This is a genomic window from Terrabacter carboxydivorans, from assembly GCF_039532035.1.
Classification (GTDB): Bacteria; Actinomycetota; Actinomycetes; order Actinomycetales; family Dermatophilaceae; genus Terrabacter; species Terrabacter carboxydivorans.
Genome location: NZ_BAAARE010000034.1, coordinates 1 through 26988 on the forward strand (window position 1 = coordinate 1; position 26988 = coordinate 26988).

The 26988-nt window shown below is 68.6% G+C and carries 23 protein-coding genes; 5 read left to right on the forward strand and 18 right to left on the reverse strand.

Going from position 1 to position 26988, the window contains the following annotated elements:
* Positions 1-50 precede the first annotated feature (50 nt).
* The 8 genes from ABD297_RS23770 to ABD297_RS22220 form a co-directional block, all read right to left on the reverse strand.
* Positions 51-629: an ATP-binding protein gene (locus ABD297_RS23770; protein ID WP_425581210.1), complete on the reverse strand. Its 579-nt coding sequence runs from the start codon at positions 627-629 to the stop codon at positions 51-53.
* Between the two features lie 403 nt (positions 630-1032).
* The gene (locus ABD297_RS22190) at positions 1033-2409 is read right to left on the reverse strand and encodes a hypothetical protein (RefSeq protein WP_344257307.1); all 1377 of its coding nucleotides are present in this window, start codon (positions 2407-2409) and stop codon (positions 1033-1035) included.
* Positions 2409-2645 (reverse strand): hypothetical protein, encoded by a 237-nt coding sequence (locus tag ABD297_RS22195; protein ID WP_344257308.1) that lies wholly within the window; start codon positions 2643-2645, stop codon positions 2409-2411. Before ABD297_RS22195 ends, ABD297_RS22190 begins: the two co-directional genes overlap by 1 nt.
* 122 nt (positions 2646-2767) lie before the next feature.
* Positions 2768-4216 carry a CHC2 zinc finger domain-containing protein gene (locus ABD297_RS22200; protein ID WP_344257309.1) on the reverse strand — a complete coding sequence of 483 codons (1449 nt, stop codon included), beginning with the start codon at positions 4214-4216 and terminating at the stop codon, positions 2768-2770.
* Positions 4213-4887, reverse strand: coding sequence for a hypothetical protein (locus ABD297_RS22205; RefSeq protein WP_344257310.1), 675 nt, complete (start codon positions 4885-4887; stop codon positions 4213-4215). The genes ABD297_RS22200 and ABD297_RS22205 overlap by 4 nt, the downstream gene beginning before the upstream one ends.
* A gap of 72 nt (positions 4888-4959) precedes the next feature.
* Positions 4960-5382: a hypothetical protein gene (locus tag ABD297_RS22210; protein ID WP_344257311.1), complete on the reverse strand. Its 423-nt coding sequence runs from the start codon at positions 5380-5382 to the stop codon at positions 4960-4962.
* On the reverse strand, positions 5379-5786 hold the full coding sequence (locus tag ABD297_RS22215) for an HNH endonuclease signature motif containing protein (RefSeq protein WP_344257312.1): 408 nt from the start codon (positions 5784-5786) through the stop codon (positions 5379-5381). Before ABD297_RS22215 ends, ABD297_RS22210 begins: the two co-directional genes overlap by 4 nt.
* Positions 5764-7083, reverse strand: a complete 1320-nt coding sequence (locus tag ABD297_RS22220) for a type IV secretory system conjugative DNA transfer family protein (RefSeq protein ID WP_344257313.1) — start codon at positions 7081-7083, stop codon at positions 5764-5766. The genes ABD297_RS22215 and ABD297_RS22220 overlap by 23 nt, the downstream gene beginning before the upstream one ends.
* 1177 nt (positions 7084-8260) lie before the next feature.
* On the opposite strand from ABD297_RS22220, the gene ABD297_RS22225 reads away from it, so the two are divergent.
* The gene (locus ABD297_RS22225) at positions 8261-13780 is read left to right on the forward strand and encodes an RHS repeat-associated core domain-containing protein (RefSeq protein ID WP_344257314.1); all 5520 of its coding nucleotides are present in this window, start codon (positions 8261-8263) and stop codon (positions 13778-13780) included.
* Positions 13781-14434: 654 nt separating this feature from the next.
* Here the strand turns inward: ABD297_RS22225 and ABD297_RS22230 are convergent.
* The 6 genes from ABD297_RS22230 to ABD297_RS22255 all read right to left on the reverse strand — a co-directional run bounded on the left by ABD297_RS22230 (position 14435) and on the right by ABD297_RS22255 (position 20939).
* Positions 14435-15775 carry an ATP-binding protein gene (locus tag ABD297_RS22230; protein ID WP_344257315.1) on the reverse strand — a complete coding sequence of 447 codons (1341 nt, stop codon included), beginning with the start codon at positions 15773-15775 and terminating at the stop codon, positions 14435-14437.
* Positions 15776-15876: 101 nt separating this feature from the next.
* Entirely contained in the window at positions 15877-17322 is a 1446-nt protein-coding gene (locus ABD297_RS22235; protein ID WP_344257316.1) for an SCO6880 family protein, read from the reverse strand.
* 5 nt (positions 17323-17327) lie between these two features.
* Positions 17328-18668 carry a type IV secretion system protein gene (locus tag ABD297_RS22240; protein WP_344257318.1) on the reverse strand — a complete coding sequence of 447 codons (1341 nt, stop codon included), beginning with the start codon at positions 18666-18668 and terminating at the stop codon, positions 17328-17330.
* Complete coding sequence (locus ABD297_RS22245; protein WP_344257319.1) at positions 18665-19456, reverse strand: hypothetical protein; 792 nt, start codon at positions 19454-19456, stop codon at positions 18665-18667. The genes ABD297_RS22240 and ABD297_RS22245 overlap by 4 nt, the downstream gene beginning before the upstream one ends.
* Before the next feature lies 1 nt (position 19457).
* Entirely contained in the window at positions 19458-19739 is a 282-nt protein-coding gene (locus ABD297_RS22250) for a DUF6112 family protein (protein WP_344257320.1), read from the reverse strand.
* 120 nt (positions 19740-19859) lie between these two features.
* Positions 19860-20939, reverse strand: a complete 1080-nt coding sequence (locus ABD297_RS22255; protein WP_344257321.1) for a C40 family peptidase — start codon at positions 20937-20939, stop codon at positions 19860-19862.
* A gap of 94 nt (positions 20940-21033) precedes the next feature.
* Between ABD297_RS22255 and ABD297_RS22260 the strand changes: the two genes are divergently transcribed.
* Entirely contained in the window at positions 21034-21510 is a 477-nt protein-coding gene (locus ABD297_RS22260) for a hypothetical protein (RefSeq protein WP_344257322.1), read from the forward strand.
* Here ABD297_RS22260 and ABD297_RS22265 read toward each other — a convergent pair.
* Both ABD297_RS22265 and ABD297_RS22270 read right to left on the reverse strand, forming a co-directional pair.
* Positions 21450-21878, reverse strand: coding sequence for a hypothetical protein (locus tag ABD297_RS22265; protein ID WP_344257323.1), 429 nt, complete (start codon positions 21876-21878; stop codon positions 21450-21452). The two genes, ABD297_RS22260 and ABD297_RS22265, sit on opposite strands and share 61 nt — an antisense overlap.
* Before the next feature lie 2 nt (positions 21879-21880).
* Positions 21881-22291, reverse strand: a complete 411-nt coding sequence (locus tag ABD297_RS22270) for a hypothetical protein (protein WP_344257324.1) — start codon at positions 22289-22291, stop codon at positions 21881-21883.
* A 353-nt stretch (positions 22292-22644) separates the two neighbouring features.
* Between ABD297_RS22270 and ABD297_RS22275 the strand changes: the two genes are divergently transcribed.
* Together ABD297_RS22275 and ABD297_RS22280 are read left to right on the forward strand one after the other, a co-directional pair.
* Positions 22645-24195, forward strand: coding sequence for a hypothetical protein (locus ABD297_RS22275; protein WP_344257325.1), 1551 nt, complete (start codon positions 22645-22647; stop codon positions 24193-24195).
* The gene (locus ABD297_RS22280) at positions 24192-24533 is read left to right on the forward strand and encodes a signal peptidase I (protein WP_344257326.1); all 342 of its coding nucleotides are present in this window, start codon (positions 24192-24194) and stop codon (positions 24531-24533) included. Before ABD297_RS22275 ends, ABD297_RS22280 begins: the two co-directional genes overlap by 4 nt.
* 13 nt (positions 24534-24546) lie before the next feature.
* Here ABD297_RS22280 and ABD297_RS22285 read toward each other — a convergent pair whose 3' ends face one another.
* Positions 24547-24834 (reverse strand): hypothetical protein, encoded by a 288-nt coding sequence (locus ABD297_RS22285; RefSeq protein WP_344257327.1) that lies wholly within the window; start codon positions 24832-24834, stop codon positions 24547-24549.
* A 50-nt stretch (positions 24835-24884) separates the two neighbouring features.
* The gene (locus ABD297_RS22290; RefSeq protein ID WP_344257329.1) at positions 24885-25130 is read right to left on the reverse strand and encodes a hypothetical protein; all 246 of its coding nucleotides are present in this window, start codon (positions 25128-25130) and stop codon (positions 24885-24887) included.
* Between the two features lie 339 nt (positions 25131-25469).
* Between ABD297_RS22290 and ABD297_RS22295 the strand changes: the two genes are divergently transcribed.
* Positions 25470-26336 carry a tyrosine-type recombinase/integrase gene (locus ABD297_RS22295; protein ID WP_344257330.1) on the forward strand — a complete coding sequence of 289 codons (867 nt, stop codon included), beginning with the start codon at positions 25470-25472 and terminating at the stop codon, positions 26334-26336.
* Positions 26337-26988 lie beyond the last annotated feature (652 nt).

Below are 26988 nucleotides of genomic sequence, written 5' to 3' on the forward strand. Positions count from 1 at the left end.
AGGCGCCAGCTACCGGCTGCGCAACCGCGGCATCGACACGCTGCCCAGCATCAGAACCCAAGACACGGCAGACTAGAAACCACGAACCAGTGGCCTCGATTTCGAACATCCGATCGGCCCCAGATTCGAGCGTTGCCGACATGTCTCAGAACTTCGGACTGGCTCCTCACGGCTGCTGGCCAACCTGCAGCCTGTCGCCATGCCAGGGTGACAGGCAGCAGGTGTGTGCGGATGAAGGGACGAGCCTGCGCCAAGACGTCGACAAGTGACCCGTCGGCCATTCGCTGACAGTCAAAACTCCACCAAGCAAAGTCGGGCAAGGAGTCGGGCGGCCATTCAAACCGGTACGGGGATGGGGACAAGCGCTTGCGGTTCGGCATTGGATCTGCCCCCGCTCCGTGGCCGCCAAGGGTGTCCTCGGGTAGTGGTGGCCAGTAACCTGGGCTACGCTGCGACGCCCGCAACCTGCCGTAGAGCTCACGAAGGACTCGGGTCTTTCCGATCCCAGATGGCCCACGAAGGACGACCACACGGGCAACATCGGGATCACCGGCTCGTATTCGTGCAAGTCGGCTTGTTAATGCGTCTAGTAACTCGTGGTGTCCGGCACCTAGGAACTCTCCCGTCACACGCCGAGGCTATCGTTCGGAATCCCGGAACTCATGAGCAGGAACTCGTGGCGACTTTTGCGTCTGAGGGATGTCGTCAGTTGCCGAGTTACGTTCAGATGGAGACGTGCCGCCGAGCTTGGTCGATTTCCATCTGCGTCGTGCTTCATCTGGCACCTCACCTCTTTGGCCCAGATGCCATTGCGGTCGCACTCCGCGAAGCGACACAACCCGTTCGCCCGCTTCGTGCTCGCCCCGAATGGGCGGCGTGGAGCGCCCAAAGTGGGCGGTGTGTGCCACCAGCACGGGCCTGGAGCTTCCAACGAGCGGGAGTGCTGAATCGGGTGCAGTTGCTGCTTCTAGGAATCGGGCGGACGGGCTGCAGCGACGCATCACCGAGTGGACCAGCGCGCAACCGCTGCTTTCACAACTGTGCCGCTAAGGGAACCCACGGCCCGTGTGCGGGAGCGGCCATCGCCGGGGGTAAGGCTCTCGCCATCGAGGTTGCAGCGCGTTCGGCTGCCCAGCCGTGGGTCGTCAAGTTCGGCACGTCTCCGGTCGTGGCGACAGTCAGGCGTCCGTTGTTGACGGCCCGGAGCCGTCGTGTGTCGCTACGTGCGTGGCGGGCATGGATGAACAATGCCTCGGATTGGATAAGGCGGGACGCCTGAGGTGTCACGAGGGTGGTTAACCATGCGACCTCATGAGCGCCTCGGAGCAGTGCTTGGTATGTCACCTCGGGGCTCGCGACTGCCGTTCCGGCCGTTGTGATCTGTGTCAGAGTCGCGTAGAGACAACGGGCCGCCGCTACATAGTCACGCGAGGGCGGCGATCCGGTGGTGGTGTGTGTCCAGGCGGACGCGCCTACCTGAAGAACTTGCGCGGACTCCCGGAGGCGGTCCTGCACGGCCGTTACCGCGTCCTTTCCGATGGACGCGTTCTGAATGGTCGCGTGTAAGGCGGCGTACAGGTTGATGCCCTGTCGAGTCACGTCCTTGAGTACCTCGACGCTGGGGACCTGGGCTCGAAGCTCCGCTTGGGCGGCTCGCGCCCACTGATGGATGAAGACAGACAGCGCTGCGGCTTCAGTCGACGCGCTGGTGTCAGACCTCGCGATCGCCGGGTCCTGTATCCCGAGGGGTGGGGTCGAGACGGCGGTCGCTTCTGCGGCCGCGACCGCATACCGAGCGATGCTCAGAGGCCGGTCGGCCATCTCGGGTTCGCAAAGGGCGAGCACGCGTCTCCCGGCTCCTTCTGCCAAGCCGAGGGTCTCCCTACCGATCCACGCCGCTGAGCCCGCCTCGAGCTCAGGAAGGCTCGGCTCCATCCGGTAGGTCAGCAGCAGGTCAGCGAGGGCGCCCAGCTCGCAGGCTAGCCGCGCGAGTGGATGGTGATCGGTGCTCGCTGCGGGCCGAGGATCTTGGTGCAGGGCGAGTTCTGAGCGTGGGATTCGGTAGCCGGCGTTGGTGGGGGCGGCGAGCATCGTCCCGCTGAGGATGCGTTTCCTGATGGCGGTGTCGTTGGTGCCGAGGAGGCGCGCGGTCTCCTTCGGGGAGAAGTCGGGCCGGTCGTCGGCCGGTTGCAGCGGTCGAGGGTAGTCCCGAAAGGCACGGTACAAAGGAACGGCTTGGGAGCCTGTTGGCTGCCAGCCGGACCTCGTCCTGACGAGCTCTTGCAGGAGCCGGTAGACCGTCTGGTCGAACGACGCCCATTGTTCGCTGGTGACCGGTGTGGAGGTCCGCTGCAGGTCTTCCAGAGTGAGGCGGGCGCGTTTAAGCAGCCCTGTCGCTGTCGCCGGCATCAGCAGTCGCCGCCGGTCGTGCCCGCAGGCGTGCCGTCGAGTGCCACCGCGTTCGTCCGGAGGTCGCCGACGTGAGCCCGCCAGAACGCGAAGTCACTGGGTGCGTCGTCGGCTGGCATTTCGTCGAGTGCTGCCAGCGCGGCCTGAAGATGCTGGTGCACGTCGACCGTGCTCAAGGTGATCTCGGTCGGTATCGGATCGAGACCAGCGGCGACGAGCTCGATGGTGCCGGCCACGGCCCACCAAGGATTGAGCGCATCCTGGGCGGCGCGATCTTCCGCTGCTGCGGCTGCGCAGCGGAGGTGGGCTGCCGCGTGCGCGAGAGCGTCTCGGGGTGACATGGTTGGCGGCTCCTCCGTCAGATGAGCGATGGCGTGGACGCCACGGGGGGCATCGGGACGGTCGGGCTTCCTTGCTCGCGCATCGCGTAGTGCAGGGCCTTGCTGTAGACGTCGTGCGGGTTCCAGCCGTGACGGGTCATCTCAGCCGCGGAGTCGCGCAGGAGCTGAGCGCGCTCAGCAGCCGGCAGCTGGGACGCCAGACCTGCCACGATCTCGACGGCGTCGCGGATCGGGTCGTCGACCCGGTCGAGGAGGAGGCGGATCACTTCCCTGCCGGGGACGGCGGTGCCCGGGACCTCGCCGTCCTGGTCTTGGACCGGTCCAGCGAGGAGGTCGCGCAGCCCGTTCGGCCCGTGGGAGGCCAGCCAGTCGGCTGGATCGACGCCGGACGGCATACGGGTGACGAAGAGCGGGGCGCCGCGCTCGATAGAGGCGGCGAGAAGCCATCGGGCAACGCCTTGCTCGCCTGCGGTGTCTCCGTCGAAGGCGATGCGCGGCGGCCGGGTGCTCATCGACAGGACCTGCTGGACGTGCGCTGGTGAGGCGGAGAGTCCGTTGGTCGCGCAGGCCGCGACTCGGTGCGTGGTCCCGGTTGCGGCGGCGGCGGCCGCGACGGCGAGGGCGTCGAGGGCGCCTTCGACGACGAGCACCTCCCCGTTGGTGGCGAGCCCGGGATGTGCCGGGCGGTAGAGCAGCTGGGACTTGTCGAAGACGGGCGTATGCGTGGGGTTGCGGTACTTGGGTGCGGCGGGGTGGCCGCTGAGGTCGCGACCGATGAAGCCGTGGATCTCACCGCGCTCGTTGGTGATCGGGAAGATGAGGCGGTTGCGGTAGGTGTCGACGAGTTGGCCGCCGCGAGTTCGCATCGCGAGGTCCATGGCGACGAGCTCTTCGTCCTCGACGCCCCCTGAGCGGAGCTGGTCGGTCAGGGTGGACCAGCCGTGCGTGGCGTGGCCGACGAGGACCGTTCCGAAGAGCTCTCGTGACAGCGGCTCGACGTCGATGCCCCGCTGGTTCTTCAGGTAGTGGCTGGCGAAGCCGGCCGCGACCGGGGTCGAGAAGTGCTGCCATGCCAGCTCGTTGATCTCGAGGGCGCGTGCGAAAGCGATGTCGGGGTCTGGCGTCGCGGGGACGACTCGCAGCCGAGCCCGCGGCTCGATGACAGACAGCGACCGGTCATGACCGGGTGTGCCATCGAGCTCGGCGACGGCGCCGAGGAAGTCCAGGCCGCGGGTCCGCTGGACGAAGTCGATGACGTCGCCGCTGGCGCCGCAGCCGAAGCAGTGGAAGCGGTCTGGCACCCCGCCGACGGAGAGCGAGGGTGTCTTGTCCTCATGGAAGGGACAGCAGGCCATGTACCCGTGGCCGCGTTGGTGCAGCTCGATGCCGGCCGCGGCTACGACGTCCGGGAGGGGGTGGCGGGCCCGGATGGCGTCGACGTCGACGGTGCGCCGCTCGAGGTTCACAGCTGCACCTCGGCGAGGGCGCGGTCACGCTCCGCGGTCTCGAGAGCTGCGGCGTAGGTGTCGACGAGCTGGGCGAAGGTCTCGATGGGCATGTGGATGTCGGTGTCCGTGGCGTGGGCGAAGGCGCGGTCGACGGCGGCGCGGGGCGCAGTGGTGGACAGGACGGCATACTCCTGCCACGTCGGGTCGTACGCGTAGAGCAGCCCTTGGGTGGCTTCCTCGCCGTCAAGTCGCAGCGAGATGCGCTGGTTGCCGCGCTGGCCCCAGCGCATGCCGTAGTCGCGGTCGATGCCGCGGATGGTGCGGTGCTGGGTGTCGAACGCCTTGGGGCCGACCCACTCGATCGCGGGCTTCGGGGGAGTGGTGGTCGTGCCGTGGCCGTATGCCGCGTCGCGGAGCTCGTGGACCTCGCTGGCTCCAGCGTCGAGGGCCGTGGTGATGCGTTCGGCGATGACGAAGGGGTCTTCGGTGAGCTCGGTGGCGAGGAGCTGGGCGGTGGCGTGGGCGTAGGCGTTGCGCTGGCCGAGGCGGTACCAGTAGTCGATCGGGTCGTGCTCGTCGACGTTGTTGCTGGCGTTTCGTGCCAGGGCCATGAGCTGGTCGGCGACGGTGTCCGGTCGCGGTGACCGGGACAGCGACGGTGGCGACGTGGGGTGCGTGTTGGTTGACATGACGACCCTCCTCGCGCGGGGCTCTCCCGCGTCTGGGGTGAGCACCGAGCTGGTGGGACACCATGTGTGGGCTCAGTCGTCTTGAAGCCCCGTCGGTTTGTCGGTGAGCCACGGGGCGATGAGGTCGTCGCGGTGGCCGGCGACGGAACACTGTGTCTTGGAGACCTGCTCCGCGAGGAAGATCTGCGCGTCGTGGACGGCTCGGATGAAATCCATTGCGGCAGTGGGGGAGGCGGCGTCGGCGTAGTCGGCCCGCTCATGGTCACGCAACGCGGACAGGATCTCGATCAGGGCGCCGTGTTGCGCCCAGCACGGAGGGATGAAGCGAGACTCGACCGCGAACCGTCGGACGAAGTCGTTGACCCAGTCGTCGAGCTCGCGTCGGCGGTCGCGGGCCTCGTCGTCGGTCAGGGACGGCCAGTGCACGGGCCCGCGCAGCTGGCCGAAGGTCCGCTCGAACGGGTCCTCGCCGAAGTCGAGGGGCTCGGCGGTCACGACGTCGGGGCCGGCGGATTCGAACTGTGGTCGGCCCCCTGGGTTCTGGCCTGGCGCAAGAGCGCAACGAGGGCCGCGGTGGCGGTCCGGCGGTCGGTGCGGCGCCAGGTCGGGGTGGAGTCGATGACGGCATGCAGCGTTCGGTGGTCGCGGCGGCAGAGCGGCACGAGGTCGGTGAGGGCCTCGTCGCCGAGACGCGCATAGGTGGTGTGGTGCAGGTGGCCGGACTTCAGGGTCCAGCGGCGGCCGCAGACGAGGCATGACGGCTCGATACCCGCCGAGGTCAGCCACGCGGCATACCACTGCTGGCGTTTGTCGCTCCAGGCTCGGGAGGCGAGGTAGGCGTCGTACGACGCTCGTCGGCCCCACGATCGCGGCGTTTTAGGAGTGGGTGTGGCTCGCATCGCGGATCCTCTGCTCGAGGTCGAGTCGGGCAGTCGTGAGGCCCTTGGCGTCCTTGCGCTTGGTCCACGGGCTCAGGGTCAGGGCGATCGGCGGAGCGGATCGGAGCAGGAGCACCGCGGAGCCGAACGGCAGGGTGCGGAGCTCGGCCGGGGTGAGGATGGGGACCTCGCTGCTGGAGGTGGACGTGGAGCTGCGGCCGTCGTGGCCGGTGCTTCGGGACGTGACCTCCTTCGCGCGCGTGCCGATCAGCTTCGAGAGGTCATCGAGGTCGCGGGCGTTGGAGCCGCCGCCGAGGATGAGCTTGACGATGGCGGCGTCCCAGATCGATGAGGCGGCGTGCTCGCCCCAGACGGCGCGGGCCTGCGCGAGGGACTGCAGGACGACGGTTGTGGCGATGCCGGAGCCGCCACCGTCGGACATGAGCGACGCCAGCGAGGGGAGGGGGTAGTTCGCCGCCTCGTCGAGGACCATCGACAGGGGAGGGTCGAGCCGGGAGCCAGGAGAGCCAGCGGCTTTGCGGCGCGCGACCTCGAGGACGTCCTCGAGGAACGCCCCCACGAGGCCCGCAGTGGCGGCCGCGCCGGTCGAGGTCCCCAGAAGGTAGACGGTCCCGTTGTTGGCGAGGATGTCTGCGGGGTCGAGGTGCTCGTTGGCGGCGGGGGAGACGGCGTCGAGGACACGCGGGTCGGCCAGTGCGGCGAAGGCGATCGACACCATCGCCCAGACGGAGTCCCGCTGGCGAGGGTCGGCGCTGATGATGGAGTCGAGGCCTTGGTGCCACGCTTGGGCAGCGGCCGGGGTCGCGGCAAGGATCATCACGGCCTCTCGCGCGTGAACCGCCGAAAGGGACCACCGGTACAGGTCGCTCGCGTTGCAGTCGCCCAGGGCAGCTGCGTGCAGCAGGGCACGGACGGCCTGCTCTGCGGAGGACTGCCAGAAGTTCGCGTCCGTCGTGCCGGACGCGGCCCCCTTGGTCAGGGCCTTGGCGCGGACCATCGCGACGTGCGGGTCCTCGCACCCGCGGATGGGGGACCAGCGGGCGGCCGACGGGATCCCCAGCGCGAGGCCCTGCGGGTCGAACACGACCACCGGTCCGACGGCTTGGCGCGCGCGGAGGGTGGCGGTCAGGTTGTCCGGGCGCGTGCTGGTCGTGACGACCGATCCCGGCGCGTCGAGGATGGCCGGGATGACGAGATGCAGGCCTTTGCCCGAGCGCGGCGGCCCGAGGATCACGGTGGAGTCCTCGACCGTCACGAGGCACTTGACGCCGCGACTGTGGCCGACGGCGTGCGCCACCGCGGCGACAGTTGCGCTTTCGATCGACGGCCGCAGGGCTCGCGCCCGACTCTGAACACGCTGAGCGCCAGCGGCGCGGACTACCTGCGACCGCGATGCGATTCCTGCGCGAGGCGCCCAGGCCTTGGTGCCCTCCAGTGTGTGGAGGCTCCGATGTACGACGATGACGGCGCTGATGAGCGCCAGGAGGAGCACCAGAACGATCGCCCAGTACTCGAGCGCAGAGCCGAGGTCGGCGCCCCAGGCAGCGCTCGGATCTGCGGGGCGCATCACCGTCCCCAACGCGCGGACAGCTGAAAAAGGCGGTGCCGGGTGACCTCGACACGTAACGGCCACGGTCGCGGCAAGCCAGAGCAGAACGACTGTGCCGACCACACCGGCCAGCGTCGCAAGCAGTGCGCCCTCGCCTCGCGAAGGAAAGTGTCCGTTGGGTTCCATGCACAGACCACGGAGGATCTGGGGCACGAAGGAGACGACTGGTTCGAGGGCCTTGGCCAGTCTCAACCGACATCCTCAAGGCTCGTGTCCCGTCGGGCCGGGGTGTTTCTTCGGGCAGGGACACGGCCAAACCTCAGGCGACGTGCACTCAGTGGCAGAGGGTTCTTCGGCGAGGTCTCTGACTCCGTCAGAGAGCTCCAGATCAAGCGATCCTGAGACGGAGATGTGTAGATAGTGACAGAAGCCTGTTTTTAGTGCATGATCCGTTGCTGCTGCTCCTGATGAGCTGCGAGTGTGCCGGCTCAGGGCAGCCGGGGAACAGGGGCTTCGGGTGGCTGGTCAAGGCCGTTGGGCGCGCGTACTTGCTTCTGGTGTGGCAATAGTCGCGCTGGTGGGTTCGTTCGGGTTGCAGGTGTTCACACCTCTTGCGGCGGACGCTGCGACAGCGCCGGCTGCGGGGGAGTTCATCGCGGTCACTCCGACGCGGGTGGTCGACACCCGATCCAAGTTGGGCGTTGCTGCCTCTTTGGGTCCGGGCGGGTCGGCATCATTCCAAGCCACCGGGACGGCGGGGGTGCCGTCCTCGGGCGTTTCCGCGGTAGCGATGACGGTCACGGCCGTGTCTCCGTCTGCGGCTTCGTACCTGATGGTGTGGCCGTCGGATGAGGCGCGCCCGGCGAACCTGTCGCAACTGAGCATGGCGTCGGGTGTCACGACGGCGAACACGATCATCTCGAAGGTGTCCGGGACGGGGAAGGTGTCGGTGTACAACAACGCCGGCACGACGGACCTCATCGTGGACATCACCGGCTACTACACGAACAGCTCCACGACGGGTGCGGGCGGCACGTTCGTGGCGTTGAACCCGGCCCGCATCTACGACTCGCGCGCTACCGGGCAGACGTCGATGACCGCGGGGCAGACCCGGCAGATCCAAGTCGGCGGGCAGGGCGGTGTCCCGACCAGCGGCGTGCAGGCGGTCGTCCTGAACATCACGGGCACCCAGGCGTCGGCGTCGACGTACTTCTCCACGTGGGGGACCGGCACCCGGCCGGTGTCCACGGTCCTGAATGTCGCCCCGAGCGCGACCGCCGGGGCGATGGTCCAGTCCGGCCTGACCAGCGACGGCAAGCTGAACATCTACAACAACGCGGGCAGCGTCGATGTCATCGTCGACGTTGAGGGCTACTACCTGACCCCGGACGCGGACGCGAAGTCCTACTTCGTGCCGATCAGCCCGACCCGCGCCTACTCCACTCTCACCGGGTTGAACGCGAAGCAGGCGCCGCTTGCGGCGAACACCACGGCCGCGGTCCCGGTCCGCGGCATCAAGAGCGGCACCAGCGTGCTGGTCCCGAACGACCTGAACGTCACCGCGGTCGTCGCTTCGGTGACTGCGGCCTACCCGTCCGCGGCCGGCAACCTCGCGGTGTTCCCGCAGGGCACGAACCGCCCTCCGACCTCGATCCTGAACTACAACGCCGGGACGACCCTCAACGTGACCGGGACGGCCATCGCGAAGCTCGGCGCGAACGGGCAGATCGCGGTCTGGTCGTACCAGAGGACCGACGTGATCGTCGACATCCAGGGCTACTTCGTCACCGTCCCGCCGCCGGCGCCGCCGGCCCCGTCGGTGACCTCGAGCGCCCTGCCGAGCAACGGGTGGGCCGCCTCGGGATCGACCGGACCCGTCACGGTCAGCGTGACCGGCGTGTCCGGGCCGGCCGTGCGTAAGTACCTGTGGAGCGTCGATGACCCGTCCATGCGCACGCCCTCGACGGCGACCGTGACCACGGACAACGCAGCCGGAACGTTTACCCCGCCCGCAGCTGCATTGGGCGACGGCTGGCACACCCTGTCGGTGCAGGCCGTCAACACCGCCGGCAACCCGAGCCCGGTCACCACCTACAGCTTCGGCACCGGCGTCGCGATCACCGCGCCGAGCCCCGGCACCTCGTCCTCGAAGTTCGTGAAGCTCACCGGCAAGGCGTCCTCGACGTACGGGTCGGTGACGTGGTCCTACCGCCGCGCGGCGACGGACGCGTGGACGACGGTCCCGCCCGGGGACGTGACCCTCAACGGGTCGGCGCTGTCGGCCTGGCCGTCGGCCGGGACCACGTCGGGGTCCTCGTTCACCTCCTCGACGCTGGTGTGGGACGCCGGCACGACCCTGTCCGCCGGTGGCGCGTCGAGCGCAACGAGCGTGCTGCTGCGCGCCTGCTACACCCCGGCGGGCGGGGGCACGGCGGTGTGTAACACCGACGCCTCGGCCCCGACCGTCACGATTGACCCGCTCGGGACCGGCAACACCGACGCGACCGCATCGACCCCGGCCGGGCCGGTCAACCTCATCACCGGCAACCTGTCGCTGTCCGAGACCGACGCGGGCGTGTCCGGGCCGGGGTCGGTCCTGACCCTGAACCGGACCTTCAACACCCTCGACCCGACCCGCGCCGCCGACCCGGCCACCGGCAAGTCCAGCGTCTTCGGCCCGGGCTGGACCACCGCCCTGGCCACGGACTCGGCTGGCTCGGACTGGACCGGCCTGTCCGACCGCGGCTCCACCGTCGCCGTCGCCGACTCCTCCGGCGCCGCGGTGACGTTCGCGAAGACCAGCGGCGGCGGCTACCTGCCGACGGGCGACGACGCCGACAGCGGCCTGACCCTGACCTCTGCCGGAGCCGTGACCAACGGGCCGGCCACGTGGACGGTCGCCGACCTCGACGGTAACTCCACCACCTTCAGCCCGGCCAGCCCGGCAGGCACGTTCGGCTCGGCCGCGTCCCCGACCGCAGCACACGCCTACGCCGTCTCGACAGTGACGCAGCCCGGGTCGAACCAGACCTCGACGTACAGCTACGACACCAACGGCTACCCGACCCGGATGCTCGCCCCGACCCCCGCCGGGTCGACCTGCGCCACGTGGGTGCCCGGCTGCCGGTCCCTCGAGCTCGCCTACAACGCCAGCCACCGCCTCACCGACGTCACCTACAAGACCGTCGACGCCGCCGGCGCGGCCCAGTCGGTCAAGGTCGCCTGCTACACCTACGACGCCAACGGGCGCCTCGCCACCGCGTGGGACCCCCGCGACGCCGCCTCGGGTGGCGCCGGCGTGACCTGCGCCACGCCGATCCGCCCGACCACGTACGCGTACACGGCCAGCGGGCAGCTGTCCTCGATCACCCCACCCGGACTCGCTGCGCAGCAGCTGACCTACGACGGCAGTGGCCGGCTCACCGGGGTCACCCGGACCCACAACTCCGCCAACGGCGGCACCTCCGAGACCACGACCATCGCCTACGGGGTGCCCACCACTGCAGACGCCGCCAACCCCTCCTGGCGCCCGAACCTCACCAGCGCCCAGGTCGCGACCTGGGGCCAGTCGGAGGCGCCCGTCACCGCGACCGCCGTCTTCGGCCCCGGCCATCCCGCCTCGAGCACCGACCTGCGCGGCGCGTCGGTGAGCTACCTCAACGCTGAGGGTCGCACGATCAACACCGGCGACTACGCCCGCGTCGGGGACGCCGACACCGCCGACGGCTGGAACATCGACACCACCGACTACGACGACCGCGGCAACGCCGTGCGGACCCTGTCGGCCGGTAACCGGGCCGTCGCCCTCGGCCTCGGATCGGCCAGCGCCGACCCGGACCTCGGCCTCCCCGCGGACACCGCCGCTGCCGCAGCCGCGCTGTCCACCGTCAACCTCTACACCTACGACGCCGGCGGCGTCGGGGACCTCACCGACAGCTACGCCCCCGCCCGCCTCACCCAGATCCCCGGCTCGGGGACGAATGGCGACCCCATACCCGCGCGAACGCACACGCACACCGACTACGACAACGGCACCGAGCTCGGCCACCCCACCGGAGGGCTGCTGCACCTGCCCGTCAAGGTCACCACGGCCGCCTCCCAGTCGCTGCTCCCGGTCGCCACCGCGGAGACCGACCAGCGGGTCACCACCACCGCGTACGCGCTGTCCACCACGGACACGACGGGGTGGACGTTCAAGACGCCGATGAAGGTCACCACCGACCCGGCCGGGCTGAACATCTCCACCATCACCCGCTACGACGCCACGACCGGCGCCGTCATCGAGAAGCGGCAGCCGCTCTCCTCCGGGACCGACGCCGGCACCACGCGCACCGTCTACTACACCGCCGGCAACAACAGCATCGACTCCACCTGCGGGAACAAGCCCGCATGGGACGGCCTCACCTGCACCACCGGGCCGTACGCCGCGCCCGGCGTCGCCGGCCTGCCCGGCCTGCCCACGACCAAAACGACCACCTACGACTACCTCAACCGGCCCACCACCGTCGACGAGTCCGTCACCGACGCCGCCGGCACAGTGAAGACCCGCACCACCGCGACGACGTTCAGCAACAGCGGCTACGGCACCGACACCGACGGCGCCACGGTCACCGGCGGGCTCGGGGCCGCGGTCCCGGCCACGAGCAGCACCCGCGACCCGGCGACCGGCCTGGTCACCAAGACCACGGCGGCCGCGACCGCCACCCAGGTCCTCACCTCCGCGTCGACGTCCTACGACGACTTCGGCCGGGTCACCAGCTACACCGACAACGACCAGGCCACCGGTGCCCAGGCCTCGACCACGACAACGAGCTACGACGCCGCCGGCCGGGTCGCGACCGTGGCCGGACCGCACGGGTCCACCACGTACACGTACAACGAGAACGGCGACTACCGCGATGTCGCCACCACCGCGACCGTCTCGGGAGTCGGGGCCATCACCGCCGACTACGACGCCGACGGCGCCTTGACGTCCCAGAGCCTGCCCAACGGTGAGCTCATCACCACCAGCACCGACACCGGCGGCGAGACCACCTCCCGGACCGTCACCGCCAACGGGCGCACCTGGCTCGCCGAAACGGCCCAGTCCAACACCTACGGACAGACGGTCGCCACCGACTACACCGGCGCCGCCGGCTACGACGGCAACCGCGCCTACGACTACGACACCGCCGGACGCCTCACCGCAGCGCGCGACGCGATCACCGGCGCCAACACGTGCACCACCCGGGCGTACGCGTTCGACAAGAACGGCAACCGCACCTCAACCTCCCGCTACGCCACCGGAGCCGGCGGTACCTGCCAGAACACCACCGCCGCAAGCTCGACCAGCTACGGCTATGACGTCGCCGACCGGCTCCAGGCCACCGGCAGCCATGCTGGCCTCGCCTACGACGCGTTCGGGCGGATCACGACCCTCCCGTCGGCCGACTCGAGCCTCGCCACCAGCGGGACCACCGGCAACGTCACCGTCGGCTACTACTCCACCGACCTCGTCCGCACCCAGACTCAAGGCTCGACGACCCAGAGCTGGACCCTTGACGCCTCCGGTCGGTTCGCCGCTAGCACGGTCACCGGCGGCGCCACATCGTCGAAGACGAACCACTACGACGACGCGTCCAGCGACTCACCCGACTGGATCGCCGAGACCGCAGACGGCTCCGCTTGGACCCGGAACATCACCGGCCTCGACGGCTCCCTGGTCGCAACCATCAACCAGGCCGGAACCATCACCTGGAACGTGGCCAACCTCCACGGCGACATCGCCGCCACCGCCACCGCCAGCGACACCGACCCCAGCGCCTACTACCTCGTCGACGAGTACGGAATCCCCGCCAGCCCCACCGGCACCGGAGCCGCCACCCAGCCCAGCCGGTACGGCGCCCTCGGCGGCAAACAGCGCTCCACCGAGGACCTCGGCGGCCTCACCCTCATGGGCGTCCGCCTCTACGCGCCAGGACTCGGACGCTTCCTCAGCACCGACCCCGTCGCGGGAGGCAACACCACCGCCTACAGCTACCCCCAAGATCCCATCAACGGCTATGACCTAGATGGGAAGTGTTGGGGCTGGGGGTGTGATTGGATTCTTAAGAAGGCGACGCAGGTCAAGAACTACGCGTACAAGCATCGTCGGAAGATCATTCGGTGGGGTGTCGGCATCGTGGTGGGAGCCGCGACCGCAGCGGCTGCCGGCGCATTTTGTGCTGGTACGCTCGGGGCAGGATGTGTCGTCATTGTCGGCGGTCTTTGGGGAGCGGGCGGAAACATCATAGCGCAGGGTGCCCTCTCGGTCCGATGGAGGCAGAGAGTGACTGTTACGGATACCATCACATGGGGCTTCAAGGGCTCAATGGGAGGAAGCGGTACTAATAAGCGAATTAGGAACTCGGCGATTAGCTATGCAAAGCGGAATGCGCTAAGCGGAAAAAATCGGCGATTGTGGTGATCGAGTTACTCGCCGGACTGTCTGGAATTGTCACCACTCTCGCATTCATTTGGTTCTTTTATCTAGTGCGAGAAAGGCGACGGGTATCCCGAAGCCAGTCACGTACGGTAAATCATTCCCGAGGGCTGCCCATAGTTGTTCCCGTTGAGTATGAGGATGCTGGCCCGCGCAAGATTTCCGAGATTACCGGTGGGCTGAGTGGGCGTTTCAGTGTGTCAATTGTCGATGGGCGGATAGTTGAGGGCAATGCCCCGCCAATGCTTATGGGGGCCGCTGACGAGTTCTGGAATCGTTTGTTGAGCGATTTCCGAAACAATCGCCTCTCGTTGAAGCGAGAGCGGGGTGACGTTTACCTTCTGGCCGCCATTCCTTTTCCCTCCAATGGCAAAGTGGTGCTCCGCTTTGTCGATACCGACTGGGAAATCGTGTCGTCGTGTTCGGAGGTCCGTTAGCGGGTAATAGCTATTTTTCGCATGTTTATGTCACGGGTACGGTAAGGCATTAGTGACCCAAGCTGTAGGCATTGCGCAAAATTGTGGCGCGCGGACACCTGGCGAAGATTGGCCTGACAAATGCTTTCGCCCAAGACGAGCCCTTGAGGACAACGCTGCTGTTGTTCGCGGGACTGTGGCCCGGCAATGGCTGTGGCGTTCGTCAGGACAGTTGCATCCGAATATTCGTGTCGAATAGGGCGAGCTCGTCATCTGTTGCCACATGCCTCACGACGAATGCCCGTTGCCCGACGCGCCACAGTCCCTCACCGCGTTGGAGGTCAGGCAACTGGGTGCGCTCGGCGGTCGACAAGCCCAACTCGAGGGCCGTCTGGGGAGCCTCGCTCACCTCTTGCTGATAGACGATCTTGGTCGAGCAGTCCCCGAGAAGGCCTCGTGCCATTGCACGAGCTTCCGAGCCCGCGTCGCCCACAGCGTCCAGGTCCGAGAGTCGGTGCACGATCAGCAAATTCGCAATACCGAGTCCGCGCGAAAGCTTCCATTGCGACTGCATCCGGGCGAGAAGCGCCGGCTGGCGCATCAGTCGCCAGGCCTCGTCGTAGATGACCCAACGTTGTCCTCCGTCAGGGGCTGAGAGCGCCGACTCCATCCACGCTGAGGCGCAGGTCATGACCATGGCGATGAGCTGGTCAGAGCCCTGGATCTGGGACAGGTCCAGCGACACCATCGGCAGCGACGGGTCGAAGGTGATGGTGGATGGTCCGTCGAAGAGGCCGCTGAGGTCCCCGGCCACGAGACGACGGAGAGCGTGCGCGAGGTCGCGCCCGTCGCGGGCCAGATCCGCGGCGCTTGCTCCGGGCAGCGAAGCTCGTGGCTCGAGCAGCAGGTCGACCACGAGCGGAAGCGTGGGCTCCGCTGCCGCAGCGGCCGCGCCTGCCAGTGCGACGTCCAGTGCCGTGTGCTCGACGGAGGCTAGCGGTCGGCCGAGAGAGGACTGCGCCAAGGAGCCGACGAGTGCCCGGCGACGATTGGTGACCAAGGCGCTCCACTGGGCGTCGGACAGGGCCGAGTCGCGAGGTCCAGGGTCGAGGGGATTGAGACGGTTGCTCGACCCGCCGCCGAGCTGGATGGCGGCGCCCCCGACGGCTCGCGCGACGACGGACCACTCGCCCTTGGGGTCGCCTGGGACGTAGACGCGTCGTCCGAATGCGATGGACCGCGTGGCTAGGGACTTGCCGAGGCACGACTTGCCCTTGCCCACGACTCCGGCGAGGAGGCAGTTGGGATTGGTGATCACTCCATTGCGGTAGAGCACCCACGGGTCGAAGCAGAAGCCGCCACCGGACCAGGCGTCTTGCCCGACGTAGACACCCTCGCTGCCCAGCCCACCCTCCGCGAGGAATGGGTAGGCGCCAGCAACGACGTCGGACGTAGCGCGATGGCCTGGCAGACTGAGCCGACGGTAGGACCGACCCGCCTCTGGCCCGCCCTCGCCCTCGGCTGGCAAGAACGCCGTTGAGTCGGTGACGTTCTCAGCAACCACCGCGGGAGTCTTGCGCCGCGAGCCCGTTGGCCTTTCATGCTTGCCGCGGCGTCGCTTGGTCCCTTGCGGCGCGTAGAAGGAGGCTGGCGAGGCGGCGCGCATTAGCTGACCTTCCGCGCGAGAGGGAGTGATGCCGAGACGAAGGCGCGGGCCTGCTGGCCGTAGAGTCGGCGGGTCTCGCACCCGCACTGAATGGCGGCCCGGGCGATCTCCGCGACGGCGGCCTCGAGCTCTTCGGTGGACGGCGCCGTGACGGAGATGAGCCCGGTGAACTTCACGTCTGCGTGGCCGCTGATCAGCGCACGTTCACGTTCGATGACGTCGTCGCGCTCGGCGCTGTCCGACAGGTCGGCGATCGCGCCGATCTTCGCCTTCTGCGCGGCCTCCGTCGCGTACTCCACCTTGGCCTTGCGGATGTCGCGCATGGCCGCGTCGGCTGGGATCGGCTGGATGGTCAGCGACAGTGTCTTGCGGATGCCGGGCTGGAACACCAGGGAGTGCAGGAAGTAGGGCGGTGCTCCCACCCGCGGCCACTCGTTGACCCAGAGCACGGCGGAGTATGCCGTGTCGTGACGCACGTGGTCCCACTCCTCATCCATAGCAACCGGGCCGGAAGTCGCGAGCGTCTGCCTGTCGTCACCGAGCGCGCCATGCCCGGGGTCGAAGGCCTCGCGCAAGGTCGCGGCCAGCTCGCTCTCGTTGAACCAGGTCGCCAGCGCCAGGTCGGCCGCTCGCAGACCCGCCTCCAGGGAGGTCATCTCCTGGCGAAGGAATGCGGCCGCTCCGCGAAGGCCGCGCCCCGCCTGCTTGATGTGCACCCGCGCGCCGCGCAGGTCCAGCGACAGCGCGATGAGCGTCCGATGTGTCGAGGCAGCCGGTGCTGCGGTCCGCATGAGGGACTCGTACTGCTGCACCGCCCACTGCTCCGGCTGCTTGACGCCGTTGAGCTCCCACCAGCCGGTGATGCCGCGTCCTGCGTCGGGCAGCGACACCTCGAGCACCTGCAGGCGGCACCCGGTCCCCGAGGCCGCCAGACTCGCGAGGGCGCGTCCCCAGCCGTGGACGCGCCGTGCCTGTTCGTCGCTCGAGAGGAGCACGTATGCCGTGTGGCGCACGAGCGCGACCGCGGTGAGCGTACGTGCGTGCGGGTCGTGGAGCATGGCGATGCCGGACTCCTCGTCGACGAGGAAGCGCAGCGCCGCCGCATCACCTGGCAGAGCTAGGGTGCCGCCCGGGCGTGGAGCTGACGGGCGTGCCCGGAACTTGGTCTGCCCGTTGAGCTTCCGGAAGGCGAAGTGCCCGGCGGTGGGAAGTGACTCGACGGCAGGACGCCCGTGCCAGCGCACGAAGGCGAGAGCGATGAACCCGCCCCAGAGCGGAGCGGTGAGGCCCGCGCCCGTCGAGCTGCCGAGAAAGATCGACGGGACGAAGACCATGGCGGCGACGCACAGGCAGAGGATGCGTGACGCGGAGAGCCCGAGGAGAAGGCCGCGGCGGGGGAGTCGTCCAAACCTCACCGTCATGGGAGTGGTGGTGGCATCGGTCATGGGGGTCAGCTCCTCGAGCTGTATGTGGGTGGGTGCTTCATGGGTGACTCCTGGATCGGCGAGCTCGACGCTGGGGCCGTGCCGACAGGCTGGCCGGGGGGATTCGCTGCGATGTTGCCGGCCTTGGTGATCAACGACTTGCCTCCGAGAGCGACGCCCGCGAGAGCGGCAGCCGGAGCAGCCACCGAAGCGGCGGCTGCGGCGCCCCCTCCGCTGGCTGCTCCAGCCGGTCCCATGGACCCGCCCGGCAGTCCTGCGCCCGGGCCGGGTGACGGCGGCCCGGCCGGGCCGGAGGCCCCGGGGCGTGGGGGAGGCGGCGGCATACCGCTTCCGCTCTTGCTGCCTCGGCCCGAGCCTGACGACCCGACGGATGCGAGTGCCCGTCCCTGAGCCTGAAGGGCGGTCACCTTCTGGGGTGCACTGACGAGTGTCTGGGCGCCGACTGAGGCCTGTCGTGCAGTCGCGTGAGCCGAGTGCAGCGTGTCGCCGGCGAAGTGGAACATGCGGATGGCCACCCACGGTGCCAGGCCGCCCAGCAGCAGGATCAGGGATCCACCGGCGAGCTGCGTGACCGCCTGGCCGGCCCCCGAGTCAGACTGGCCCGCACCGTTGAGGACCGCGACCCCGATGCTGAGGATGATCACGAGCAGCAGCTTCGAGACGATCATCGCGACCACGAGCTCGATCCACCGCCTGACCCACGCTCGCGTGAAGTCAGCCGTGGCTCCGGCGAACGCTAGCGGTGCCAGCACAGCCGCCACGATGAGCATGAGCTTGCGGATCATCATGGCCGCCCACACGACCACGGCCGCGACGATGATGACGAGCGCCAGCAGGATCACGACGGCGGGGTTCTGCATCTGGGCCAGGCCGACAAAGGAGAGCTTGCTGCCGAGGGCGTCCATCTGGGTGTCCATGGTGAAGCGGACGACGCCGTCGCTCAGGGCATCGACGGCTCCGAGAAGGACCCGCGTCGTGGCGAGCGCCAGGGCCGATCCGACGAAGCTGATCAGCAGTCCGCTCAGTGCTCTTCCCAGCCCGACAGGGTGTCCGCGCAACGCGGCAGTGGTGACCTGGATGACGAAGAGGCCCAGGCAGAGAGTGGCGGCGATGGCCCCCGTGATCGTCATCTCCCGTGCGAGTGCCGGTGACTGCAGGTCGAGGGTCGTTGCCTCGCCGATCTGCTGCCAGAGCCACGTCGTGGCGTTCTGCGCCGCCTGCCCGAAGTATCCGGCGATGTTGGAGAACGCCCCGTCGACGACGGTGGACGCCGCACCGGCCGTGCCTGTGGCCGCTTGAGCGACGAGGCACATGGGGTTGGTCGCCATGATCCCGTCGCAGCTCATGGCGCGCTCGTCGGCAGGGACGAGTAGGTCACGGCTGTCACGAAGCCCCAGGTGCTTCGCGTTGGCGGCCCTTGGAGGTTGAGGGTTATGGCCACGGAAGACGTCGCAGTGACCGGACGTCCCTGCTTCTCGTAGTGAAGCGTGACGGAGGCTGCCACCTCCCTGCCGGTGACTCCGGGATCGCTGATGCGACCGCTCGAGACAGCAGTGCTCCACGCCAAGGGCTCATCGACGCGCTGAACCCTCACCGTGGTGTAGGCGTTCTGGACTCTCAAGGCAGCCCACTCGTTCGCAGTGGGGATGGGTACGCCCTGCCCACCGGACTCCGTGACGGAGAAGACGGCGAGACGACCGCGCAGTTCCTTGGGGACCAGCCCGACGACGAGCGGTTCTGTCGTCTGGGCGGACTCGCCCTGCACCCACGCGACGTGCGCATCGCGGGACGCTCGGTAGTCCTGCGTGAGCAGACGACGCACGAACTCAGCGGCATACAGATCCGGTTGCTGCGTGACGTCACCAGTGATGCGCGGCTCCCGGGTGCCCGGCAGGACCTGGCTGACTGCACGCAGCCTGACGATGTCGCGGACCACAGGGTCGGCCTGCTGAGCTGGTGCTTGCGAGGGAGGCGGGCCGGCGATGCTCGAGGACTCTGATGCCGGTGAGGCCGGGCTGGCCGAGCGAGTGTCGGGGGCTTCTTGGCGCGTGAGCATGACCCCGACGACACCAACCACGAGCATCGCGGCGAGGATCACTGCGATCGCGTAAGGCCGAAGCGTGCGCCAGCTCATGTCACTGGACCGCGGAGCCTGCGGCGCTGAAGAAGGTGACCAGGGTGTTGGCTGCGCCGATGAGCATGGCGGCACCGGCTGAGACCAGGACACCGGTCTTGCCTCGTCCCGCGACGTGGGGGTTCGAGGAGTGCGAGCCGATGGCCCACGCGATGGCGGAGATGGCGATGCCCGCGACCGCGGCGATGAGGCCGAAGGTCAGCAAGGCGCCGACGATCTTCTCGATGGCGGCGATGCCGGGCAGGCCGTTCTGGTTGGGCGGGACGTCGACTGAGGGGATCATCCAGGTCTTCATCGAGGTGCCTTTCGCAGCTTGCGCGGACCAGTTCCGCGCATGGCTGCGATAGAGACGAGGCGGGGGCACTATGCGTCCAACAGCACGAATTGAGTGCTCATCGCGGCGTCACGCAATGTGACGTAGGCCCGAAAGACCCTTCGACACAAAGGATTTGTAGGTCACGACGCTCACCACATCACCGGTACGCGGTGCGTTCACGACGAGACCATGGCCGATGTACATCCCGACGTGGCCGGGAGCGGCAAGCGTGCCGGTGGCTCCGGGGATCATGATGAGGTCGCCGGGGGAGAGGGTCGTCGATGTGATCGCGGCACCGTCGCGCAGCTGCTGACCCACCACGCGGCCGATGACGACACCGGCACGGCGCCAGGCCTGTTGCGTGAGTCCCGAGCAGTCGAATGAGCTAGGCCCGTTGCCACCCCAGAGGTACGGCTTGCCGAGCTGGGCAAGCGCGAAGGCGACAGCAGTCCGCGCTTGAGGGCTGGTGGTGGCTGGGAGCACGAATCCAGAAGGCATGCCGTGGCTCGCAGCGCCGCCGAGCGCCAGAGTGTCGGCGGGCGCGCCGCCGCAGTCGAGGGCGCTGGTGTCGACCTCAACGAAGTTGAGGATGGCTGCTGCCCTGCTCGCCTGCCGCAGGTAGTTGCCGCCCACCACGCTGGACCCGCCGTTGGCGCCAGTAGGGCGGCCCGTGAAGGCCGACCGCTGGACGGTCTGCGCGGCATACCAAGGCGTCATCGACTGCCAACCGTTGACCTGGAGCAGTGCGTCCACGAAGAGGTTGGTCGACTCGGTCGCGTCCATCCGCCGAGCAGCGCTGCCCCAGCCGGGTCGCTGCTGGAACAGGCCCAGGGAGTCGTGGTCGTGGCCCACGCCTTGACTCGGGATCGATGCTCCCGCAGGGTCATTGGGGTTTGACAAGATCCTGAGGTCCGACTCGGCCAACGCGACCATGATCGCGACGTAGGCGCCGGCCCGGCCGGAGCGCTGCTCCGCCGTGGCCACGATGATGCGGGCGTTCTGAGCCTGGCTCGCCGATAGACCCTTCACGGCGCCGGTCGACACACAGGTCGGGGGTCGCTCTGGCAGCGAGGTGCTACCCGCGGCCCCGACTGTCACCACACCGAGGCCAGCGAACGTGATTGCACCGCTGGCGAACACCCCGGTTGCGGCACGGATGAGCGACATGGCACGCGAACTGAGGCATCGGGGCACTACTGGACGCTGATGGTTCCATGGTGCCCCGGCCTGCGTAGTTCTCCTGGCCGAGGAGGTATGCCGCATGCTGCGCTTGAAGAGTGCCCCGCGGGCACCTGATGTGGTTGAGATCGAGGAAGACGCTCGACACCTCGCGCTCGAGCTCGCCGGCCTGGTGCCGGCGATCGTCGTCGATGTGATGGGGCGGGGATTGGTCCTCGAGTCGGGAGAACGAGCCTGGCGTGAGGTTTGCGTGGATCTGAGGTACCGCAGCGGGGGATCCTGGACCCCCGCGATCTCGAGCCTGGCGCTCGTGACGGACCGTCGCATCCTGCTGAAGACGAGTGACTGCCGCATCGTCTCGCTGTGGTGGGGATCTCTTGTCGGCTTCGAGCCGTGCCCCTCCAGCGGGTACGCCGTGCTCGACTACGGAGACGGGGCGCCCCGACTCCTGTCGGGCCGGCAGGTGTGGGCCATTGCAGTCGTGGGTGTCGCTGCCGTCTACGGGGTGGAAGCGTTGGCGACGCATCCGGCACTCGAGCGGCTGCGAGCACGGTTGTGAGGCCGAAGGGCCTGCAGCTGGCGCCGGGCGTACTGTCGCTGGCCGCCCGTGAGGTCAGCCGACACGGCATACAGACGCAGCAGACCGGGCCAGCCGGAGGGGGAGCCGGCCAGAAGTCGGTGAACCGCTCGCCGCTGCGGGGCCGAGAAGCCGAGCTGTTCGAGCATGCGCTTGGTGCAGGCCCGGGAGTTGCCGCCGGCGCGCTTCGTCGTGATCGTCGTCAGCGGGTCGGTGGCGCCGCGTCGGCGAGCCTCTTCGATCCGCGAGATGAAGAGGTCGAAGACGGGCGTCAGGTTCACGGCGTCGAGCTCCTCCTCTGTCACGTGCAGCTGACCGGCGGTCCACGCAGCGAAGGTCATGAGGGTCATGGTCAAGCCACCTCCGCTCGTTCGAGGTCGGCGAACACCACGGGCTCTCCGGGGCTCACGTGGGTCATCCCGTGAAGCGCATCGGCCTGGGCGGCGCGCGCCGAGCCGAGGGCGCCCTTCGTCGCGACCCCGCGCAGCATGATGAACAGCCTCTTCGGCGCCATGGCCCGCGCCTCCGACTCGTGCGTCCTCAGCCAGTCCATGGCGGCGATCAGCTCGTCAGTCGAGTGCTCTGCCGTGACGGGCACCGGCGAGCTCGAGCCCATCGGCACGACGAGGCACAGGCTCTTGGTGCAGATGGTTTCGCGAACCGTCACCCAGAGCTGGTCTCGCTCGGGCGAGGCCTGGTCGAGTGGCTTGCAGCGCCTGAGGGCGCCCATGAGCTCTGTTGCCTTGTCTTCCTGACCGGTCATCGCGTGCTCCTCCGAGAGATCAGCGGCGCCGTGGCGGCGCCGCGCCCAATACCATTTGTCCCGCTTCGCGGCTGGTTGCGCCGCTTGGAACCGCCCTGGCTGTGGACAACCGGCCGATGCTCGGCGGTTCTCCACAGGACGAGGACATTCGGGTTGCCTTCACCGACGCGACGGGGACAATGCGGCGACCTCACGGTGCGTTGGCCCGCGGACAGTGAGGCGGCGGCGCATGTCCTTGCTGGCTCCATGTCCCCAAGTCAGCCAGCAAGGTCGAGCGGCTCCCATGACCTCGGGATGCACTCGCAGTGCACTTCATTGGCTCGGCGACTAGCGCACTCGGGCAGGTGGGAGTCGTGACCGGGATCGTCGTCGTCACCTGGCATCCAGCGGACGCCTCGCGGCTGCAGCGGGCCCTTCGCCTGACCAACGAGGCCTTCGCGGAGACACTCGGCGCGGCGGCTCGCACGGTGGCGAAGTGGCACGCCAACCCGAGCATGGCGTTGACCCTCGAGATGCAGGCGGCGCTGGACACGCTTCTGTCCAGGGCGTCTCCGGAGGCGCAGCAGCGGTTCGAGCAACTCGGCGCTGCAGGCCATCTCGGGCGATCGACTGAAGCGGACGTCCGTCGTGTGAGCGAGCTCTTGAGCGACGCCCGCCATCTGCACACGTCGCTCACCTGGCTCGACGAGGTCCGCGACGCACCGTCGGGCACGACGTTCGGTGCGGTGGTCACGCGCGCGGTCCGCGGCCAGGTCGAGGAGCCCGCCTGCGCGCCGTCCGAGCGCCCTGATCGACAGGCACTGTCGAGGTTCCTGCTGGACTACTACTCGCACGGAGACGAGATCCGTGGTGCGATCTTCCTCGACACCTGCGCTGAGCGATTGAGGACAAGCCTCGTCACTCCGGACCGAGGCGCACTGTCGACAGCTCGAGGGATCGATGCACGGTTCGAGCTGACCAGGGCGCCAGCGTCGGCCGCGCCCGAGGCGACGGACGCCCTCATCACGGCGGCAGAGGCGCGGTTGGCCGCATGCCTGAGTGGACGCACCCGCTTCGTGGACCAGCCCACCTACCGGCTGCTCCGCTGCGACACCGGAGCCCACGGCATACGCGCGGCCTTTGGTCTCAGCACGTTCGTTCGCTATGGACTGACCTTCGACCTGTTGGAGGCCGAAGCCGTCGGTGGAGTGGGGTCGAATGCGGTTCGCCTCGAGCTTCGAGACCAGCTGCTACCCACTCTGAACACGGTGCTGGACCCGGGCAGCCGTGAGTGTGTGGGCGGCGCCCTGGCGCTGACGGCGTTCGCGCGCCCGGCTCAAGGCGGCAGACCCGCCGACTTCCTCCTGCTCGTGCAGGAGCGAAGCAGCCGCGTCGTCAACGGCGCCGGGCGCATCGCGGTCATTCCCAAGTGCTTCCACCAGCCCACGAACGAGCCCCCGGCCGAGGTCGACATCCGGACGACGTTGCTGCGCGAGCTCGAGGAGGAGCTCTTCGGGAGGGCCGAGGTCGACGGCACCGGGGACACGTGCCGACTGGCAGAGGTGCTCCACCCCAGCCGGATGACTGCTCCGATGACCTGGCTGGTCGACTCCGCCAACCTCGACATCCGACTGACGGGCTTTGCCTACAACCTCGTCGCTGGGAGCTTCGAGTTTCCGGCCGTTATCGCGGTGCAGGACGAGACGTTCTGGAGCGAGTTCGGAGGATGCGTCGAAGCCAACTGGGAGTCGAGCGGACTCTGGCGTATCTCGAGCGCGGACGCGGACGGCATCGAGCAGCTGCTGCACGACCCCCGGTGGTCGGACGAAGGCCTAATCGCCTTTGCCCTAGGTTTGAAGCAACTCGCCGAGACCAACCCAGACAGAGTCCGACTCCCGGACTTCGAGATTGGAGTGACGCCTTGAGCATCGCAACCGGCAACGCATTCGACGACGGACCCGCACACAGAGGCTGGCTGGTCGGGACCTTCATCGAGCCGCCCGACTCGGTGGCGAACTCCACCGACGTCGAGATCAAGTGGGGCACCCACGCTGCGGGGGAGGAACGAGCCGAGTGGACCACGGGCGAGACCCGCACCTCGATGATGGTGCTGATCTCTGGGCGCTTCCTGCAGCGGCTGCCGGATCGGGAGGTCGAGTTGCGCCGGCAAGGCGACTACGTGATGTGGGGGCCTGGCGTAGTCCACGCCTGGCGAGCCATCGAGGACTCCGTGATGATGACGGTGCGCTGGCCGTCCGTCTGATGCCGCCGATGGCTCAGCTGTTCACTTGCGAGCTCAGGCCATCGCTGCTTTGGTCTGCTCGCCGGAGGTCACGACGCAGCGTTGTCTCGTCGACGCCGAGCAGCAGCGCGGCGCGGGATGCGCCGGAAGTCCGGACGAGAGTCCGCTGCGCCTCGAGCAGCTTGGCATCGGCGGCAGCAAGACGGTCGCGGGCGCTGGTACAGCCCTTGTCGGCCGTCTCGACCCTGCGCAGCGCCTCGGCCTCTGCCCGCTGAGCTTCGAGCAGGCGCTGCCGGGCTCCGGCATCTACAGGGTGTCGCATGGGAGAGCCTTTCTCTCGGTGCCTCGTTGTCAGGTCACGGAGCGGGAGGGTCACCGTTGGCGTGATGCGGTCGGCGTCAGCAGCGTGGCTGGAAGCCACTGCTGCACGACCGCGGCGTCGGTCTCGATGACGTAGGTGACGAGTGCCCACCAGCCGTCGTCGCGTCGCGACCACTCGACGATCAGCCCGGGGTGGGGTCCGCGGGACGACTCGGTCCCGGTGACCCAACAGTGCCGACGCGCCGGCGGCGGCAGCGGGATGGGGTGGTCATGCCCTCGTCCCGAACCACCAGCCATGCATCCAGTGTCTCGCACGGATCGAACAAGCGTTCGATCGGGTATCGCAGGCATGATGAGTCCCAGGCATGGGAAAGCCGGCGCCCGTACAGGGGGAACGAGCGCCGGCCCCTCCAGCCTACGGCCGCGACGTCTGTGAGGGTCGCATCGTGCACAGCGTCTAACCCCTGTCCTCGCGGCCCTGGTGCGCACAGCTCGCGACTTGAGTCCCTGGAACGGCTTTCCCTGCCGCCACAGAACGCGGAAGCACTCTTCCTGTCATGCTCTATGTGCGGGTGATCCTTCGGGGTTGCCGGCGCTCCTGCGTTGGGGTGTCCGTTCTCCTCGAGGAGGCCCCGCATGCCGAAGCTTGTGTCGCGTCTGATTCCGTCCGCTGAGCCTCGGCCGGAGCCGTTCGGTGACCCGCTGCTGGATGCCTACCTGGAGTTCTTGTCCGGGCGCTGTCGGCCGAACACGGTGCTGGCGGCACGTTTCGACCTGAAGGTGTTCTTCACGGTCGTTGCCAATCCGGTGAAGGCGGCGACCGCGACGGACGTGCTGGGCTTCGTCACCGCCCAGCGCAGCAGCGCCGCCCACGTGCGGGACCCGCTCCTGACTTCGGTCGAGGTCGACACGGTCGGGGTGTCACTACGGATCGTGCGATGCCGACTGTCGACAAATCGCTGGCCTGTACGCGTCCTGACTGCCCGGGGCGAAGTCCCCACCAACCCGGTCCCGCGCGGGCTGCCGACCCGCCGCGCACGGCACCGGCCAACCCAGGGCCTGCCGCTGGTGACGGCGCCACGACCGACGCTCCCGCGGATCCTGACCCCGGCCGAGGTCGACGCCCTCACCGCGGCGTTGCGCACGCACCGCGACCGGGCCATGGTCGCCGCGATGCTGCTCGGTGGCCTGCGCCGCTGCGAGGTCCTCGGGCAGCGCCTGGAGGATGTCCGGGCCGCGGAGCGGCGGCTGTTCATCGCCGAAGGCAAGGGCGGGCATCAACGCTTCGTGCCGATCTCCTCGCGGTTCTTCGAGCACCTGGCCGCCTACCTGGAGCAGGAACGACCCGCGGACGCTGACACCGACGCCGTCTTCCTGGTGCTCAAACGCCCCCGCCGGGGCCAGCCGTTGAGCGCCTACGGGCTCGACGAGGTCCTCGACGGCGCCCGCGCCAGGGCGCGGCTGGTGCACGCGTCGTGCCACCAGTGCGCCACACCTGCCTGACCCGGCTGCGGGAGGCCGGGATGCCCTTGGAGGCCGTCCAAGCCAGAGGCCGGGCACGCCTCGATCGAGTCGACCCGGATCTATCTGCACCTGGCCGATGACTGGCTCGCCTCGCAGTACCGCCGCGCCGCGGCGGTCATCGACGCCCAGGTCTTCGCCGGCACGCCCCGGCTGCCGACAGGGCCGGGCGTGCCGCCGCATCTTCGGGACCATCCGGACCATCCGGACCGTCCGGGACCCACGCCGATCCCGGGATTCCGGAGGCTGCGGTGAGCGGGCCGCTGCTGCTGCCGACCCGGAACCAGCTCGAGGCCACCCACCCGCACGTGGTGGCCACGATGCGCGCCTACCTGGCCCAGGTCGCCTGCGTCCTACGCCCGGGCAGCGTCACCGGCGCCGATCTCGCGCTACGCTCCTTCACGACCTACCTCGCCGCGGAACACTTTGGCCCGCAACGCGTTCGGGACGTCGATCGCCCCAGGTCGAGGGCTTCAAGACCTGGGTCGCAGCCCGCCCCGGACAGAAGGGTCTGCTGCACGGACGGGTGACAGTTTCGGTTAGGCCACCTGAGTGGCGGTTGTCGTCATGATCAACTCGTATTCGACCGGGGTCAACCGGCCGAGGCGGGGCTGTCTCCGACGGCGGTGGTAGG

Bases quoted from the DNA above. Each gene is read 5' to 3' on its own strand.
- ABD297_RS22285 (WP_344257327.1), bottom strand. From the start codon at position 24,834: ATGCGACACCCTGTAGATGCCGGAGCCCGGCAGCGCCTGCTCGAAGCT.
- ABD297_RS22295 (WP_344257330.1), top strand. From the start codon at position 25,470: ATGCCGAAGCTTGTGTCGCGTCTGATTCCGTCCGCTGAGCCTCGGCCG.
- ABD297_RS22255 (WP_344257321.1), bottom strand. From the start codon at position 20,939: ATGTCGCTCATCCGTGCCGCAACCGGGGTGTTCGCCAGCGGTGCAATC.
- ABD297_RS22260 (WP_344257322.1), top strand. From the start codon at position 21,034: ATGCTGCGCTTGAAGAGTGCCCCGCGGGCACCTGATGTGGTTGAGATC.
- ABD297_RS22290 (WP_344257329.1), bottom strand. From the start codon at position 25,130: ATGGCTGGTGGTTCGGGACGAGGGCATGACCACCCCATCCCGCTGCCG.
- ABD297_RS22270 (WP_344257324.1), bottom strand. From the start codon at position 22,291: ATGACCGGTCAGGAAGACAAGGCAACAGAGCTCATGGGCGCCCTCAGG.
- ABD297_RS22265 (WP_344257323.1), bottom strand. From the start codon at position 21,878: ATGACCCTCATGACCTTCGCTGCGTGGACCGCCGGTCAGCTGCACGTG.
- ABD297_RS22250 (WP_344257320.1), bottom strand. From the start codon at position 19,739: ATGATCCCCTCAGTCGACGTCCCGCCCAACCAGAACGGCCTGCCCGGC.
- ABD297_RS22240 (WP_344257318.1), bottom strand. From the start codon at position 18,668: ATGAGCTGCGACGGGATCATGGCGACCAACCCCATGTGCCTCGTCGCT.
- ABD297_RS22215 (WP_344257312.1), bottom strand. From the start codon at position 5,786: ATGCGAGCCACACCCACTCCTAAAACGCCGCGATCGTGGGGCCGACGA.
- ABD297_RS22235 (WP_344257316.1), bottom strand. From the start codon at position 17,322: ATGACCGATGCCACCACCACTCCCATGACGGTGAGGTTTGGACGACTC.
- ABD297_RS22190 (WP_344257307.1), bottom strand. From the start codon at position 2,409: ATGCCGGCGACAGCGACAGGGCTGCTTAAACGCGCCCGCCTCACTCTG.
- ABD297_RS22245 (WP_344257319.1), bottom strand. From the start codon at position 19,456: ATGAGCTGGCGCACGCTTCGGCCTTACGCGATCGCAGTGATCCTCGCC.
- ABD297_RS22205 (WP_344257310.1), bottom strand. From the start codon at position 4,887: ATGTCAACCAACACGCACCCCACGTCGCCACCGTCGCTGTCCCGGTCA.